At 65.7% G+C, this 15,580-nt stretch carries 15 protein-coding genes and 1 pseudogene; 5 read left to right on the top strand and 11 right to left on the bottom strand.

Annotation, left to right across the window (positions count from 1 at the left end):
- Positions 1 to 294, top strand: a complete 294-nt coding sequence (locus RE421_RS16590) for a hypothetical protein (protein ID WP_309818067.1) — start codon at positions 1 to 3, stop codon at positions 292 to 294.
- A 455-nt stretch (positions 295 to 749) separates the two neighbouring features.
- Here the strand turns inward: RE421_RS16590 and RE421_RS16585 are convergent, their stop codons facing one another.
- Positions 750 to 1,124 carry a hypothetical protein gene (locus RE421_RS16585; RefSeq protein ID WP_309818063.1) on the bottom strand — a complete coding sequence of 125 codons (375 nt, stop codon included), beginning with the start codon at positions 1,122 to 1,124 and terminating at the stop codon, positions 750 to 752.
- Positions 1,125 to 1,665: 541 nt separating this feature from the next.
- On the opposite strand from RE421_RS16585, the gene RE421_RS16580 reads away from it, so the two are divergent.
- Positions 1,666 to 2,523: a hypothetical protein gene (locus RE421_RS16580; RefSeq protein ID WP_309818060.1), complete on the top strand. Its 858-nt coding sequence runs from the start codon at positions 1,666 to 1,668 to the stop codon at positions 2,521 to 2,523.
- A 38-nt stretch (positions 2,524 to 2,561) separates the two neighbouring features.
- Here the strand turns inward: RE421_RS16580 and RE421_RS16575 are convergent, their stop codons facing one another.
- Positions 2,562 to 2,873: a hypothetical protein gene (locus tag RE421_RS16575; RefSeq protein ID WP_309818057.1), complete on the bottom strand. Its 312-nt coding sequence runs from the start codon at positions 2,871 to 2,873 to the stop codon at positions 2,562 to 2,564.
- Between the two features lie 474 nt (positions 2,874 to 3,347).
- On the opposite strand from RE421_RS16575, the gene RE421_RS16570 reads away from it, so the two are divergent.
- Complete coding sequence (locus RE421_RS16570; RefSeq protein WP_309818054.1) at positions 3,348 to 6,182, top strand: DNA methyltransferase; 2,835 nt, start codon at positions 3,348 to 3,350, stop codon at positions 6,180 to 6,182.
- A gap of 253 nt (positions 6,183 to 6,435) precedes the next feature.
- A complete protein-coding gene (locus RE421_RS16565; RefSeq protein ID WP_309818052.1) occupies positions 6,436 to 6,912 on the top strand; it encodes a hypothetical protein in 477 nt (158 codons plus the stop codon).
- A gap of 544 nt (positions 6,913 to 7,456) precedes the next feature.
- Here RE421_RS16565 and RE421_RS16560 read toward each other — a convergent pair.
- The gene (locus RE421_RS16560; protein WP_309818050.1) at positions 7,457 to 7,612 is read right to left on the bottom strand and encodes a zinc transporter permease; all 156 of its coding nucleotides are present in this window, start codon (positions 7,610 to 7,612) and stop codon (positions 7,457 to 7,459) included.
- A 356-nt stretch (positions 7,613 to 7,968) separates the two neighbouring features.
- Here RE421_RS16560 and RE421_RS16555 point away from each other — a divergent pair, with 356 nt between their 5' ends.
- Positions 7,969 to 8,586, top strand: coding sequence for a recombinase family protein (locus RE421_RS16555; protein WP_309818048.1), 618 nt, complete (start codon positions 7,969 to 7,971; stop codon positions 8,584 to 8,586).
- 144 nt (positions 8,587 to 8,730) lie between these two features.
- On the opposite strand, the pseudogene RE421_RS16550 reads toward RE421_RS16555, so the two are convergent.
- The 8 genes and pseudogenes from RE421_RS16550 to RE421_RS16515 form a co-directional block, all read right to left on the bottom strand.
- A pseudogene (locus RE421_RS16550) lies at positions 8,731 to 8,913 on the bottom strand (IS256 family transposase); the annotation flags it as partial.
- Between the two features lie 97 nt (positions 8,914 to 9,010).
- Positions 9,011 to 9,340: a 3-hydroxyacyl-CoA dehydrogenase NAD-binding domain-containing protein gene (locus tag RE421_RS16545; RefSeq protein WP_309818074.1), complete on the bottom strand. Its 330-nt coding sequence runs from the start codon at positions 9,338 to 9,340 to the stop codon at positions 9,011 to 9,013.
- 95 nt (positions 9,341 to 9,435) lie between these two features.
- Positions 9,436 to 10,155: an SDR family NAD(P)-dependent oxidoreductase gene (locus RE421_RS16540; protein WP_023164835.1), complete on the bottom strand. Its 720-nt coding sequence runs from the start codon at positions 10,153 to 10,155 to the stop codon at positions 9,436 to 9,438.
- Between the two features lie 574 nt (positions 10,156 to 10,729).
- Positions 10,730 to 11,173 carry a thioesterase family protein gene (locus tag RE421_RS16535; protein WP_309818042.1) on the bottom strand — a complete coding sequence of 148 codons (444 nt, stop codon included), beginning with the start codon at positions 11,171 to 11,173 and terminating at the stop codon, positions 10,730 to 10,732.
- Positions 11,170 to 12,177, bottom strand: coding sequence for a 3-hydroxyacyl-CoA dehydrogenase family protein (locus tag RE421_RS16530; RefSeq protein WP_309818039.1), 1,008 nt, complete (start codon positions 12,175 to 12,177; stop codon positions 11,170 to 11,172). The genes RE421_RS16535 and RE421_RS16530 overlap by 4 nt, the downstream gene beginning before the upstream one ends.
- 7 nt (positions 12,178 to 12,184) lie before the next feature.
- The gene (locus RE421_RS16525) at positions 12,185 to 12,994 is read right to left on the bottom strand and encodes an enoyl-CoA hydratase/isomerase family protein (protein ID WP_309818037.1); all 810 of its coding nucleotides are present in this window, start codon (positions 12,992 to 12,994) and stop codon (positions 12,185 to 12,187) included.
- A gap of 25 nt (positions 12,995 to 13,019) precedes the next feature.
- Positions 13,020 to 14,249 carry an acyl-CoA dehydrogenase family protein gene (locus tag RE421_RS16520; protein ID WP_023164840.1) on the bottom strand — a complete coding sequence of 410 codons (1,230 nt, stop codon included), beginning with the start codon at positions 14,247 to 14,249 and terminating at the stop codon, positions 13,020 to 13,022.
- 79 nt (positions 14,250 to 14,328) lie between these two features.
- Entirely contained in the window at positions 14,329 to 15,573 is a 1,245-nt protein-coding gene (locus tag RE421_RS16515) for a CoA transferase (RefSeq protein WP_309818029.1), read from the bottom strand.
- Positions 15,574 to 15,580 lie beyond the last annotated feature (7 nt).

Here is a 15,580-nt window from a genome sequence, read left to right as displayed (position 1 = left end):
ATGGACATCGCAGAACTGATCAGCTGGACAGCACTGGCCATGGCCTTCGCCGGGGCCTTCGGCATCTTCGCCACGCACCGCGCCCTGCGCAGGCTGGGAGCCCTGACCATGGCAGCCGGGCTGATCGCCTTCACCCTCACCACCCTGCACACGGTCCTGAGCCACCCCTTGGCCGCCAACCCGGCCCTGCCCCTCATCTGGACCCTGATGGTCCCGACCACCGTGATCACCATCGGCTGGCTGACCCGGTACTTCTACCGCGACTTCGACCTCCACGACGTCGAGGACAGCTAGCACGCAGATACCGCAGTGATATCACTTTGCTACCAGCCATGGTGACCGGGGCGGCCATCCCCACATAGCCGCCCCTGTGGCCGCATCCTCGCATCCCCCTTATTGCGAGGGTGCGGTCAGGCCTTGTCGAAGGCTCCGGGCGTTGAGCCAATTGGCCAGAAAGCGTGGACAAAAGGCCACTACTAGCACCGCGGGCCCCTTCACTACGGTGAAGGGGCCCAGTGAGACGGTGCACGCGGATCACCGGATGGATCAAGCCCGGGGGGATACGGGCCCATCTGAAGATCTGCGCAGAGGCGGTGGCGTCAGTCACCGCTTCTGCGTGCGTCTGCCCGGAGCGTATCCAGAACACGTTCCGGACGCCACCGGAACGCTCCATGTGACTTGGCTCTGCGCCAATGAGACACATGGAGAGCAGCGTAAAGACCCTGCCTGGAGCCTGAACGTGCGGGCGCCTAGCGCTGTTCGGGGGCGGTCGGGTACCCCTGGGCCGACGCGACGGTGGCCTGAGCCCGGTGAGCATCGACAAGGACTGCCTGCCCGAGGCGGTCCACGGTGCTCAGTGCTCGACTCACACCGACGAGCAACGTGATGACGCCAATCAGCGCAATGGCCCCGGCGAACAAGAAGGCCACGACAGCCCCGCCGGACAGCCGCGATCCCCCGTACAGACTGTAGGTGAACATGTTCGGGATGGTGATGGCGGTGATCAGCGGCGCGACGACGTAGCTGAGGATCACTCCCCAGATCACGAACTCGGCCGACTTCTTCACCGGCTTCGCCGCCGGGACGAACGCAGAGGCGGCAGGAGGTTGATTCACGGTGGACATAGATTCCCCTCGGAAGTAGGCGGGTGCGCCGCGGGCCGATGATAGCCCCACGTCATGGTCGGTTCAGACCGACGCCGACGGAGGAGAGGCGGCCAGTAACCGGCGGGGGCATGCCGCAGACGGGGCCCACGGGGCGCCCACCGACCCTGCCCCCGGCCCAGCCGCTCCCCTACCGGGTACGTCCAGGAGGGCCTACCTCGTAGAACTGCAAGGCGATATCAGGGTGATATCACCGAGATATCGACGTGGGGCGTGGGTGTCCGAGGACAACGACACGCCATGTTTTCCGTTCCAGAGCTAAGCCCAAAAGAACGTCCCATCTAACACGTATAAAGCTGACTTCTGACATAACGAGCTCCTGCCTATCGGCTTGCGCGGACGTCGATCACCAAGCAGGGCCTCGACCGGCAGTTCGAGGTTCTGCGGAAGGACGGGATAGATAGCGGGCAGTGGATGTGGGAAAAGGACAGATCGGTTGACTGTCAAAAGGCGCTCGGCGAGAGGTCCCCATCGTGCCGGTGGTCGGGATGATGATGGAGTGGTGTTGAAGTCGCACTTGCCAGTATTCGAACCAGTCGAGTTCGAGATTCGGCTCTTGAACGCCCGCGTAGATCGAGCCAAACAGCACTTCGAGGCCTTTGGGCACACATGGGCGGAGTATCTTGCTGCGCGGCCACATTCGCTGGACCACACTGTCGAAGAGGACGGCGTTGTGGTTTTGCGGCTTCTGCGAAGGACGCCACTGCCGGTGGAACTGTCCCTCGTGTTCGGAGAGTTTCTGTACGAGCTGCGCGCTGCGCTCGACAATTGTCTTTACGCCGCTGCTGTCCTCGTGTCGGGTGAGAATCCTCCTCCAAGCGCGACAAGGCTGGAGTGGCCTATTCGCCTCACGCCCAAGGAGTGGAAGGACCAGTCCAAGCGGTATCAAGACCTTCCACTTGAGCTCGTGGAGGCGCTTGAGGCTATCCAGCCTTATCAAGCCGAACTTCCTGGATGGAACAGTCTCGGCATTTTGCACGATCTAGCCCGAGTGGATCGGCACCGTTCGCCTCATGGCCTCGGGCTCTATCTGGCTCACCTCCGCATGGCTTTCGATCGCAGCGTGATTGAGGTCGTCGACTCCGGGAGGCCCGGGTTTGTTCACCATGGGGATGAGATCGTGCGCCTGCGCGTGGGGCACGAAGTGGAGCTATCGCCAGAGAACTTCGACCTAAAGATGGAGTTCGAGGTAGATGTCACTGACGTTCCTGAAGTCCTTGGCCCTTCGGCTTCCCTGGGCCGTCCTTGGGGTCCGTTGCACAAGCGCATGCGCGCATTGATTAAGGCCGTGGACGAATACACAACCGCCCTTATTGCTCTGGCGGTCGAGCATCGTGGTGGAGCGTGCGAGGGCCGGTAGATGGCTGTGTCAGGTGATTCGCGCTGACTTCGAGGGCCTTAAGCCTGTTCCGAGAGGTCCTGCTCTCTCACCACCCGGATGATGGCTACCGGTAGTGTGACGGGGTCCTGGATCCCGAATTGAGCCCTGCCCGTTCCCCCGAACACGGTGAAGCCCGCTGCGGCGAGACTATCTAGAGACTCCTGTAGGGACCGTTTGCCTTCTCGGACCGCCCCGAACCCTTGAATGGAAACTTCGGTCGCCAGCTCTCCCCAGTCGACGAAGTTCTGTAGGCACTCATCCACTAAGTCGGCGTCTTGAGGTGCTAGGCGCTCGGGGCCGTTGCAGTCATATGCCATGGCGTCGGCCATGAGGTTCCACAATTGGTCTGCAGACTGTATTGCCTGGATGCGGATAGGGGCTGATCGAGCGTTCTGTCTCGGTGACTTCAGCTGGTCCGACACCCATTGCTCGTGATCTCGCTTGATTCGCCGGAGCTTCTCGACCGGATATCGCCCTGGTTGTGTGTCGATCTCTCGATGATCGTTGGCGCAGACCAAGATGAGATTGGAGTAATCATCGCGCGCGGTGGGATCCAGAGGCTCATAGCGCGCTCCACCTGGAGACCGAGCAATTATGTGGGCCTCTTGGCCGACCAGCGCCCCCGGATTTTTGCCCTCATCGGCGCGGACTAGTTCGCCGTGGCAGATGGCGCATTGGTTCCCTGAGCGGGCCCAGAGGCGCTTCTTGGTTTCCACGGTTACAGGCAATGGTTATTCCGATCAACTGAAGTGCGGTCATGTAGAGAGTACTTAGGTATCTAAGCGTCAGTCGGAGGGGTTGTAGTGCAGGAACAGCTGGACCGCGGAACCATTCGCGCCAACTTAGACGGGTTCGTCAAGGCGTGGTCGGACCGAATCGCCCAGTGGCGTGAAACCGGCCAAGGACACACAGAAAAGTCCTATGCCCAGCAGTTCTGGTCCGACTTGATGCGTTGCTTCGGGATCATCCCGGAACGGATCGATCTGTTCGAGCGAGACGCGGCCCGCGCCAGCACCGGGCGGACCGGATACATCGACTTCTTCTGGTCCGGCGTCGTCATTGGTGAGGCCAAGAGCCTCGACAGTGACCTGGATGTCGCGCACGCGCAGGCGCTGGATTACCTCACGGGCGGGTCGGTGGCACAGCATGAGTGGCCCAAATTCGTCCTGGTGACTGACTTCGCCTGCTTCCGCTTGGACAGGCTCGGCGCGGAGAGCTGGACCAGTGAATTCCCGCTGGAGAGGCTGGCCGAGCACGTCGACGAGCTGCTGTTCTTCACCGGTCAGGAGACCATTACCAAGCGGGAAGAAGAGGAAGCCTCGATCCAGGCCGCCCAGCTCATGGCCGGGCTGTTCAACGCACTGGTCGGCGAGGACGCCGACGTGGCCGTCGCCGATGAGGCACCGACGAACGAAGACGACGAGGACGAGCTCACCCAGGAAGCTTCTATCCTGCTCACCCGGCTGTTGTTCCTGCTCTACGGGGACGACGCCGGCCTATGGGAGTCTGACCTGTTCCACCGGTGGGTGGAGTTCGACACCACCGCCGACAACCTGGGCCCCCAGTTGGACGCATTGTTCACCGTCCTCAACACCCCGCGGAACAAGCGCAAGCACGTCCCCGGCATCCTGGGCCAGTTCCCCTACGTCAACGGCGGGATCTTCGACGGCACCGGGCGAGCAGGATTCCTGACCGCCCAGATGCGCGAGGCACTGGTGGAAGCCTGCCGCTTCCGCTGGACCCACATCTCCCCGGCGGTCTTCGGGGCCATGTTCCAGCTGGTTAAGTCCAAGGAAGCCCGCCGGGACGACGGGGAGCACTACACGTCCGAAACCAACATCCTTAAGACCCTGGGGCCGTTGTTCCTGGATGACTACCGCGGCCGGGCGGACCGGCTGATCCGCAACAAGTCCACCACCCGTAAGGAGTTCCTCGCCCTAGTCGACGAGCTGGCCGCGAACGTCTATCTCGACCCGGCGTGCGGGGCTGGCAACTTCCTGAACCTGGCCTACGCGAAGCTGCGGGAAATTGAGACAGACCTCCTGGCCGAGATGCACCGGCGTACCGGTTCCAGAGACCTTTCCCTCGACGTCACTCTGGAGCAACGGCTCACCATCGACCGGTTCTACGGCTTCGAGATCAACTGGTGGCCGGCCAAGATCGCCGAGACCGCCATGTTCCTCGTCGACCACCAAGCCAACCGCAAGATGGCCCAAGCCTTGGGACAGGCTCCCGAACGACTGCCGATCACCATCACCGCGACCATCATTCACCACGACGCGCTCACCCTGGACTGGGGGGCACTCGTTCCGAAGGGGCAAGGCCGGACCTACGTCTTCGGCAACCCGCCCTTCCTTGGCGACCACACCCGAACGACCGATCAGCTGGCCCTCATGCAGACCGCGTGGGGTGGCAACAAGCAACTCTCCCGCTTGGACTTTGTCACTAGCTGGCATGCACTCACGCTGCGCTTGCTCGCCGACCGAGACGGGGAGTGGGCCTTCGTGACCACCAACAGCATCGTCCAAGGCGATCAACCCGAGCGCCTATTCCGTCCCATCTTCGAACAGCAGTGGCGCATCAAGTTCGCCCACCGCACGTTCCAATGGGACTCCGAAGCGCCCGGCAAGGCTGCCGTTCACTGCGTCATCATCGGCTTCACCCGGGACCGCCCGATCCGGCCGCGGCTCTTCGACTACGAGCATGTCCGCGCCGAGCCGGTTGAGCAGAAGGTGGCCGGGCAGATCAACGCCTACCTGGTCGACGGCGCCAACGTCCTGGTCGCCAAGAGAGGCAAGCCGCTGGCCCCGGACTTGCCCGAAGTGATGTACGGGTCGAAGCCGACCGACGGCGGCAACCTCGTCGTGGAGGCCGCGGACTACGGGCGAGTCATGGCAGACCCCTGCATAGCCCCCTACGTGCGGCCCTATGTCGGCTCGCGCGAGTTGATCAATGGGAAGAAACGCTGGTGCTTGTGGCTGGAAGACATGGACCCCAGCGCGCCCTCGCAGTCTCCGGAGCTCAAGCGTCGGTTGGCCGGCGTGGAAGCCGAGCGCCTGAAGTCCAAGGCCGCCTCCACGCAGGACTGGGCTCGATTCCCCCACCTGTTCAGGCAACGCGGTCTGGTCTCCGACGTTCCCTTCGTGGGCCTGCCCGAGGTCAGCAGCGAAGCTCGCCGCTACCTTCCGGTGGGGCACCTCGAACCGGAGGCGATCATCTCCAACAAGGTCTACGGGGCGGTGGACCCGGACGGCGTCATCTTTGCCATCGCATCCTCCTCCATGTTCATCACTTGGATGAAAACGGTCGGCGGCCGGATGAAATCTGATCTGTCGTTCTCCAGCACGATCACCTGGAACAACTTTCCTTTGCCGGAGCTGACTTCCGAACAGCGGCAAGCGATCAGTACTGCCGGACAGAAGATCCTTGACGCGCGAGCGGAGCGGCCAGACTGGTCGCTCGCGCAGCACTACGCCCCACTGGGGATGTCGCGCGCCCTTGTCAAAGCGCATGACGACCTCGACACCGTGGTGGACAAAGCACTCGGCGCACCTCGTCGCTGCCGCACCGAGCTGGAGCGGCAGGAACTGCTCTTCGCCAGGTTTGGTGAGATGAGTCCAGAAAGTCGAGTGCACTAACTCCATGCCTCGGCCCCGACCATAGAAGGGCAGTTGCACTGACCTAGCGCTAGTCGGCGAATGCCGGCTTGCAGGACAGTGAAGGCTGGACTCATCTCCGATCAGATGATCCCTGTCCTTGCAGTGGAATGAATCCTGGGTCATCATCCCGGGCTCTTCCGAAGGGGCTCCTGTCCCATCGCGGCCGGCTCAGCACTTCGGCCGTTCGTTCAACAGTCACTCCCAATGCGCCCCACCGAGAGGAACATTCACCGTGAATCGCCGCACCGTCCTGATCGTCTCCTTAGCCTTCTCCACCTTGGCCGTAGCTGGTTGTTCGACGGGCGTTCGGGCTGACTCCGCTCGTACCTCCAGCCCGGCCCCCACAGTGACCGTCACGGCGCAGCCAGAGACAGAGGTGCCGGAATGGGGCTTCTTGGCGGAGATCGAAGACTCAGGCATGAAGTTCACGGACGATTATGTGGCGGACATGCGCCGCTTCGAGCCTGGTTACGAGGATAAGGTCAACGACGAATGGGTCAACCGTGTATGCAATACCTCGCTGAACGACGGCATCGAAGGCGGATATCACTTTGGGGCTCGAACGGACAAGTTCTGGTTCTCGCAGTTCTATAACGAGCTGTCCAGCTTGAAAGGCTCCTCTTGGGATGTCGCTCGGACGGTGGCTTACCACAATTGCCCATCCCGCTTCGAAGTGGTCACCGCGTTGGAGAACTTCAAGGCCTCTTAGTCCATAAGAGTGCCCGTCCGCGAAGTGGGCAAGTCAGGTACACCCATCCCTTACCTCAGAATGGCTCAGCAAACCTTCCCTTATGCAGGCTGGAGGCCGGAGCTCATAACGGCGCCTGACGATGGACCGGAGTTCCGCGGAGCCTCACCGGGCCCGTCCATGACGGCAGGGCACCGGTCCTTCTCGTGCGCCTGCCTCATTCGCCGGGGTCACGATTACCTGAGAGCTGAGAGTGGTTGAGTCTGGACACCGACGCCGGGCCTGGGTGGAGCTGCTCGGACACAGCACAGCCCGCCTGCGGTCTTCCCCTCCGAGGCGGGCTGTGGGCTGTGGCATGGCGGCTGGCTGCCGTCCTGCTCACCCTTCCAGTTTGGCAGAACCCCGGGACGGCAGGGGTCCGGTGATGTCCCGGAAGCGCGTGCCGCCCTCCTGTTCCGAAACGTCAGATGCCAGCGATCAGCTCCACGCCCCCGAAGGCCCCGGAGTGAACGCCGAAGGCCCCGCCGGGGCGGGGCCTTCTCCAGTGACGCTGTACGCGCGGGGTTCAGTGCTCGTCGTAGTGGTCATCGTGCTCGGCATGCTTGTGGCCGTCGTGGAGGTAGTCCACGTGGTCATCGTGCTTGACCGTCTCGTGCCCGCAGCCCTCGCCATGGGTGTGCTCTTCCACGGTGTGCTCGGCCTGGTTCTCATGCTCGGCCATGGTCGTCTCCTTCCCATCAGGGGTGCTCCGCGGAGCTTGGGCGACCAGTGCACCACACCCCCGACCTGAGGGGAACGGGCCATCACGGCAGGACCTACCAGAACCGGAGAAAACCCTGCACCCCGCAGTCGCGCGCCTGGACGCTCACCGCTGTGGCTTGCCCCTCCCCCGCCCGTCCGGACGGAGGAACCGGACCGGCTCCGCGGCGCCCGTGCGGCGCTGTCATATAACGTCCGTTCGCCACCGTCTACGGTGCATAGAATAAGTGACGGATTACGTGACACTTCTCGACGACTTGAGCTTGCGCGGGGTGGCTGTCACGTAAACGTTCGAATAATTGACAGTGGGGGTACGGCGTGCTCGTCGGGTACATGCGGGTCTCGAAAGCAGACGGGACCCAGACCACCGACCTGCAACGCGACGCCCTGCTCGCCGCCGGCGTTGAGCCGGAAGCCCTGTACGAGGACAAGGCCTCCGGCAAGAAGGACGACCGCCCCCACCTGACCGCCTGCCTGAAGGCCCTGCGGGATGGGGACACCCTGATGGTGTGGAAGCTGGACCGGCTCGGCCGGGACCTGCGCCACCTGGTCAACATCGTCCACGAGCTCACCGAGCGGGGCGTGGGCCTGAAGGTGCTCACCGGCCAGGGCGCGGCCATCGACACCACCACCGCCTCCGGCAAGCTCGTCTTCGGGATCTTCGCCGCGCTGGCCGAGTTCGAACGCGAACTGATCTCCGAACGCACCAAGGCCGGCCTGGCCTCGGCCCGCGCCCGGGGCCGCACCGGCGGCCGGCCCCACAAGATGACCCCCGCCAAGATCCGCCTGGCCATGGCCTCGATGGGCAACCGGGACACCAACGTCGGGGCCCTGTGCAAGGAACTGGGCATCACCCGGCAGACGCTCTACCGCCACGTCTCCCCCACCGGTGAACTCCGCGACGCCGGCAAGAAGGTACTCGCCCAACGCCGGTGACCACCGCGGATTACGGTCGGCAGACTTGGCTAAGGGTGCCCCGTATGACGGGCCGTCGCGGGACAGACCGGCGGACCGGTCCGACGTGACGCCGGCCGAGGGGCAGCCGCGTCGGTTCACGTCAATTCCTTAAGGTCCGGTGGGGTTGCGCTGGGTAGCTCGGCCCGGGGTGGGTTTGCCCCACTCGGTGCCGATCACGGCGTCGGCGTCCGCGGAGAGCAGGGTGTTGATCATGGTCTGCAGCAGGTGGCGCATCATCTCGGGGGACGCTTCGCACAGGGCTTTGCCCAGCAGGCCGGCAGGGTCGAGAATATGAGGAGCGGTCATCGTGATGACTCCATTCGAGGGTGCTGTGAGAGGTTCACTCGAAGGATCACACGGTGGCCGCGTCCACGTCTGAGACAACGTGCCCGGCCACCGGGCGTTACACCACTATGCGGGACTCAACTGCGCGCTGCACGGTCTCGGGGGTGGTCTGGGGGTTAGGGACTAGCTCGATCACCGGGATGGCGAAGGGCGGGTTGCCGGGGTGGGCGACCAGTGCGCGGGATTCCGCGCCGGTGCCGGCCGCCGAGGTGGAGGTGGTCATGAACGATGACGATGAGGCCAGCACGCAGTGCCGGCCCGTCAGCTCGGCGAGTTCGGAGAACAGCGGGCGTTTGAGGTCCTCGCGTTCGGGCACGCATTCTTGCATCAGGGCGGCCCCGTCCACCGCCTCCGCGACCTCAGCGGCCACCCGTAGCCGGGCGGTGATCTCGGCGACGGGTACCTCGAGCAGACCGTGGGCTTTCAGGGTGGACAGGCGGGCGGTGGTCTCGCCGGGGATGGCTGCGCGGCGGGGTTGACGGTTCAGTCATGGTGGGCTCCTACGGTCATGCCTCCGCAGACGTATAGGGTTTGGCCGGTGACGAATCCGGAGCGCTCATCCAGCAGGTAGCTGACCGCGTGGGCGACGTCCTCGGGGGTGCCCATCCGCTGGACGGGCACGGAGTCGATTATGGCTTGGGTTGCCGGGGCGTCGGCCGGGTTGGCGGTGGTGAACAGTTCGGTGGCGATCGGGCCGGGGCCGACCGCGTTGGCGGTGATGCCGTTCGCGCCTTCCTCCAGAGCCCAGGTCCGGGTCATGCCCTGCAGGCCGGCCTTGGTGGCCGCGTAGGCGGTGCGGCGCTCTTTGCCCAACGCCGCCCGCGAGGACATCGAGACGATGCGGCCGAATCCGGCCGCGCGCATGCCCGGCAGCAGCGCCCGGGCGCATAGGAAGGCGCTGCGCAGGTTTAGGGCGATGGCGGCGTCGAACTCGGCAAGGGTCTGGTCCTCCAGCAGGTTCGGGAACACCGCGCCGACGTTGTTGACCAACCGGGTGATCGGTCCCTGTTCCAGTGCCCTGGTCAATGCCGCGGTGGTGGACTCCGGATCTGACAGATCGCAGTGGAGGGCCTCGTCCCCCTCGCGGTCCAGCACGACCGGCTGGTAGCCGTCTTCGCGGCACCGGGCGACGATCGCCGCGCCGATGCCTTGCGCGCCGCCGGTGATCAACACCCGTTGCCGGGCGGTAACTTCTGTTGACATCTGTATCTGTTCTCCCAAGGGGTCAGGTGTGCCAGATGACACGGTGTTCGACAGGCTCAGGGCGGTCTGATCTATCTTGTTGCCGCGTTCAGCAGGGCGTTCTTTTGCTGGGCCCGTCCGGTTGCCGGCGGTGTCAGGTGAGCGCCTGCCGTGCGTGATCAGACCGACCCCGGGGTGTGGGTCACGCCCGGGCTGCAGACTGGCCCGCGACGGCTTTCTCCGCGTTCGGCCCCGGGTTCATCGAGACCACCGAGATCACCGCGCCGATAATCGCGACGAGCCCGAACAGCTGGAACGACGGGCGATCGATAAGGACAGTTCCTCCTGGCGGGACCGCTCCCGGGGAACGTCGGTGATCTTGGGACAGGCCTGGTCCTTGCGGGTATCGATCCCTAGGGCGTTGTTGCGTGCCAGGGCGTTGAGTGCATTGGTGGACCTGGTGCGGTCTTTGCCCGGGCAGCCCGGGGCAGTGAACAGGATCCGTGCCCCCCCCTGACAGACTGGGCTGTATCACGAATCTCGGACACGGTCACGGTCGGTTCTTGGTCTGCCTGGGCGGTCCGCGGGGGCGGGATCAGGATGAAGGGGGCTTGGCGGGGATGAGCGCTCGGCTTAGGGCTTGGCGGAGGTTGTCGTGTAAAGGGTCCGATCGAGAGTGGTCCGCGGTGAGCTGGACGATTCCGGTATCGCCGGACACGCAGAGTTGCCCTTGCTGGTGCAGTTCATGGTGGACGGTGAACGAACTGGAGCCAATCCTCGAGATCCAGACCTTCGCCGAGAGTGGATGGCCATAGTGCATCGCCCGGTGGTACTCCGCCTGCAGGGAACGCACCACGCGCGGACGTTCCCCGTCCGGAGTGGTACCGATCCAGGTGAGGTAGGCGGTGATTCGAGCCTCCTCGAGAAGGGTGATCACCCGCGCATTGTTCACGTGGCCATTGGCGTCCTGGTCCGACCACCTCAGATGCAGCTCGCACTCGAAAGGCACGCCGACCACGGTCGGATCCGGTTGACTCATGCCGGAGCGCCTTCCTCGGTCTGCGCGTCCGGTGCGGAGGACGTGCGTGCCTCCAGCCCACTGAGCACAGCCTGTTGGTCGACACCGAGGACTGGCGGACGCGTGCTGTCGTAGCTGAAGAAGCCCTTGCCGGTCTTGCGGCCGAGCTCGCCACGGGCGACCTTCTCCCGCAGGATGGCCGGCGGGGCGAACCGCTCGCCCAAGGTCGAGGCGAGGTACTCGGCGATGCCCAGGCGCACGTCCAGCCCCACGATGTCCGTGGTGCGCAGCGGCCCGGTGGGGTGCTTGTAGCCCAGCACCATCGCGTTGTCGATGTCCTCGGCGCTGGCCACGCCCTCCTCGACCATCCGCATCGCCTCCAGGGCGATCGCCACGCCCAGCCGGGACGAGGCGAAGCCCGGGGCGTCGTTGACCACCACGGCGGTCTTGCCCAGGCCGGCGGTCCAGCCGCGGGCCGCGTCCACCAGCTCGGGGGCGGTCTGCTTGCCGATCACCACCTCCACGAGGGTGGAGGCCGGCACCGGGTTGAAGAAGTGCAGGCCGAGGAACCGCTCCGGGCGCTGCAGCTGCTCGGCGAGGCCGGTCACGGACAGGCTGGAGGTGTTCGAGGCCAGCACGGCAGTCTCGGACAGGTGCCGCTCCACCGCCTGCAGGGAGGACACCTTCAGGTCCCAGTCCTCCGGCACGGCCTCGATCACCAGCTCGCGGTCGTCGAACGCGGAGCGGTCCACGGAGACGGAGAACCGCTCCAGGATCGCGTCGAGGTTCCCGTCCAGCACGCCGCGCTCGAGGGACTTCGCGGTCGAGGACTCCACGCGCTCCTGCGCGGCCTCGGCCGCGGCCTCGTCCCGCTCCACGACCACGACGTCGGAGCCCTTGATCAGGAAGGCGTGGGCGATCCCGGCGCCCATCCGCCCGCCGCCGAGCACGCCCACGGTGGCGGGCACGGTGGCCTGGACGGCGGTGGGGGCGGACGCCCCGGTCGGTGCGGTCGATTCGGTCATGACGGTCCTACTTCCTGTTCTTCTTGTCGAGAAACGCCTGCATCCGGTCGAACTTGGCCTGGGACTCGAAGAGCATGCCCTGGGCCAGGGTGTCGATCACGGGATGGACCTCCCGCGGGGTGTGGAACACGGACTTGGTGATGCGCACGGCCAACGGGTCCTGCGCGGCGATCCGGTCGGCCAGCGCGTGCGCGGCGTCCATCAGGGCCTCCGGCTCCACCAGCTCGGTGATGAGCCCGGCGGCCAGGCACTCGGCGCCCTTGAGCACCTTGCCGGCGAGCAGGACCTCCTTGGCCAGCGGCTCCCCCACGAGCTCCCGCAGCCGCCACGTGGCGCCGGCGGCGGCCAGGATGCCGAGGTTCGTCTCGGGGTTGCCCATGCGCAGGGCCTCGGTGCCGATGCGGAAGTCCGCGGCGTAGGCCAGCTCGGCCCCGCCACCCAGGGCGTAGCCGTCCAGGGCGGCGATCACCGGCATCGGCAGCTTCGCGATCCGGTCGAAGATCGTGGAGTTGATCCCGGCCAGGGCGTCGTCCCGGCGCCGCTCGCGCAGCTGGGCGATGTCCGCGCCGGAGGCGAAGATGCCCTTCGTCCCGGCCTCCGGGTCGGACGGCGTCCCGGTGAGGATGAGCACCTTGGGGCTGCGCTCCAGGTGGGCGCAGACGGCGTGCAGCTCGTCCACCATCGCCTGGTCGATCGCGTTGCGGACCTCCGGGCGGTGCAGCCGGGCGACGAGCCGGTCCTCGCGCTCCTCCACCACCAGGGTGGTGAAGCCCTCGTGGTTCAGCCGACCGCCGGTGTCGTGCTGTGTGTCGGCCATCGATGTTTCTTTTGCGGTGGTGGGTTCAGGCAATGGCGTTGTGGCCGGTGATCTCGCGGCCCACGATGAGGGACTGGATGAAGTCGGTGCCCTCGTAGGTGTGGACGACTTCCATGTCGAGCAGGTGACGGGCCACGTGGTGCTCCAGCAGCAGGCCGTTGCCACCCATCAGGTCCCGGGCGTCTCGGCACAGCGTACGTGCCTTGTCCGCCACGAACATCTTCTGCAGGGAGGCCTGCTGTTGAGACAGGATGCCCTGGTCCTGAAGCTGGCCGCAGCGGAAGCACATCAGCTGCATCGCGGTGAGGTCGGCCAGCATGGTGGCGAGCTTGTTCTGCACGAGCTGGTTGTGGCTGATCGGCTTGCCGAACTGCACCCGCTGCTGGGTGTACTGCACGGCAAGTTCATAACAGGCCTGGGCATGCCCCAGGGCCTCCCAGGCGACAGTGGTGCGCGTGAGGTTCAGCACGCCCGTCACGGCACGGAACCCGAGTGCCTTCTCGAGTCGGTTGGCTTCGGGGACGCGGACGCCGTCCAAGGTGATCGTGGCCTGCTGAATGCCGCGCTTGGCGATCTTGCCGGTGATGGCCTCGGCGATGTAACCCTCCGGGTAGGCACCGTCCTGCTTCTCGACGACGAAGGCCTTCACCTTCCCGTCGGCCTCGTCGCGGGCCCAGACGATCACCAGGTCCGCGACGTGGCCCAGGCCGATCCAGCGCTTGGCGCCGTTGAGGATCCAGTTGTCCCCGTCGCGGCGGGCTGAGGTCTCGAGCGCCACGGTGTCCGAGCCGTGGTCCGGCTCGGTCAGGGCGAAGGCGCCGAGCTTCTCCAGGGCTGCCATCGCCGGCAGCCAGCGTTTCTTCTGCTCTTCGGAGCCGTGCAGGTTGATGGTCCCCATGGCCAGGCCGGAGTGGACCGCGTTGAAGGTGTTCAGGGAACCGTCACCGCGGGACAGCTCCATGGCCACCAGCCCGGCCTGCATCCGGGTCAGCCCGGCGCTGCCGTAGCCCTGCACGGAGGTCCCGACGATCCCCAGCTTGGCCAGTTCCGGAAGCAGCTCGTAGGGGAAGTCCGCCTCCTCCCAGGCCTCGTTGAACAGCGGCAGGGCGCGGTCGTCCACGAAGGCCCGGATGCCCCGGACCAGGTCACGATCTTCGTCGCTGAGCCACTGGTCGACGTTCAGGAAGTCGGAGTTGATCTCGGGCAGGGCGGCAATGGCAGACACGGGGCGTTCGCCTGTGGACAGGACAGTCATAGGGGCATTCCTCTACTGAAAGAGCGGGGAAACGCAGAGGTTTCCGGAAGGGAAAGAAACGGGGACAGAGCGGGAGCAACTACTGAACGCCGGCAGGTGTCCTGGCGGCGGTGCCGGCCCAGGCGAGGATCTGCTCGCGGTGGGCGTCAACGTCCGGCGGGGTCAGGTCGTAGCTGGCCGGCGTCGTGGAGAAGGTAATCGGATTGCGGATGCCCGCGACCGCATCCTCGCCGGTGCCGACCCGGACCACCGGCTCCAGCCCCACGCCGCGGGCGAACTCGAGGCCTCCCTGCACATCGTTAATGGGCGCGCAAGGCAAGCCGGCCGCCGTGAACACCTCGAACCACTCGGCGGCACTGCGCTCCGCCAGCAGGGTTTGCAGGACCGGGCGCAGTTCCTCCCGACGGCGGCTGCGCTCGGGGGCGGCCGCGAACCGGGCGTCCTCGGCCAGACTCGGCCGGCCCAGCTCGGAGCACAGCTGCCTGAACTGGCGGTCGTTGCCGATCGCCAAAACGATCTCCCCCTCGCCGGTCGGGAACGGGCCGTACGGGAAGATGCTCGGGTGGTCATTGCCCATCCGCGACGGCACCTGCCCGTTGAGGGCGAATCCGCCGGTCTGGTTGACCATGCCGGACAGCGCGGAGGACATGAGGTTTACCTCCACGTGCTGACCCCGGCCGCTGCGCCCACGCTCGTGCAGCGCGGCGAGGATCCCGGTCGCGGCGTGCAGCCCGGTCATGACGTCGAACACAGCGACGCCGGCCCGGTACCCCGGGCCGTCCGACTCGCCCGTAAGGGACATGAGTCCTGAGGCGGCCTGAACCAGCAGGTCGTAGCCGGGCAGCGACGAGCCGCCGGCCGAGCCGAACCCGGTGATGGAGGCGTAGACCGCCGCCGGATTGACCCGGGACACCGAGTCGTAGTCCAGGCCGAAGCGCTCCAGCCCACCGGGCTTGAAGTTCTCGATCACCACGTCCGCGCCGGCCGCGATGTCCCGGGCGGCGGTGAGGTCGTCGGGGTCGCCGAAGTCCAGGGCGATCGAGCGCTTGTTCCGGTTGATCGACAGGTAGTACGTCGAGCGGCCCTCATGGACCGGCGGCATCCAATGCCGGGTGTCGTCCCCTGCGGGGCTCTCGACCTTGATCACGGTGGCACCCAGGTCAGCCAGCAGCATGGTGCAGTACGGCCCGGCGAGGATGCGGCTGAAATCGGCCACCACAATCCCGGCCAGCGGGCCGGTGACCTCGCGGCCGAAGGCGTCTAGGAAGGATCGGACAGCAGCGGCTGTGCTACTCGTGGCCGTGAGGGAGGAGGTGCGTGGCATCGGTGAC

The sequence above is a fragment of the Citricoccus sp. I39-566 genome, assembly GCF_031432995.1.
Lineage (GTDB): Bacteria > Actinomycetota > Actinomycetes > Actinomycetales > Micrococcaceae > Citricoccus > Citricoccus nitrophenolicus_A.
The sequence above is the reverse complement of the archived record's forward strand: the minus strand, read 5'-3'. Positions and strand labels throughout refer to the sequence as shown.

Coding starts and splice junctions, on each gene's coding strand:
- RE421_RS16520 (WP_023164840.1), bottom strand. CDS start 14,249: ATGACTGTCCTGTCCACAGGCGAACGCCCCGTGTCTGCCATTGCCGCC.
- RE421_RS16585 (WP_309818063.1), bottom strand. CDS start 1,124: ATGTCCACCGTGAATCAACCTCCTGCCGCCTCTGCGTTCGTCCCGGCG.
- RE421_RS16530 (WP_309818039.1), bottom strand. CDS start 12,177: ATGACCGAATCGACCGCACCGACCGGGGCGTCCGCCCCCACCGCCGTC.
- RE421_RS16515 (WP_309818029.1), bottom strand. CDS start 15,573: ATGCCACGCACCTCCTCCCTCACGGCCACGAGTAGCACAGCCGCTGCT.
- RE421_RS16525 (WP_309818037.1), bottom strand. CDS start 12,994: ATGGCCGACACACAGCACGACACCGGCGGTCGGCTGAACCACGAGGGC.
- RE421_RS16535 (WP_309818042.1), bottom strand. CDS start 11,173: ATGAGTCAACCGGATCCGACCGTGGTCGGCGTGCCTTTCGAGTGCGAG.
- RE421_RS16590 (WP_309818067.1), top strand. CDS start 1: ATGGACATCGCAGAACTGATCAGCTGGACAGCACTGGCCATGGCCTTC.
- RE421_RS16575 (WP_309818057.1), bottom strand. CDS start 2,873: ATGGCCGACGCCATGGCATATGACTGCAACGGCCCCGAGCGCCTAGCA.
- RE421_RS16540 (WP_023164835.1), bottom strand. CDS start 10,155: ATGTCAACAGAAGTTACCGCCCGGCAACGGGTGTTGATCACCGGCGGC.
- RE421_RS16560 (WP_309818050.1), bottom strand. CDS start 7,612: ATGGCCGAGCATGAGAACCAGGCCGAGCACACCGTGGAAGAGCACACC.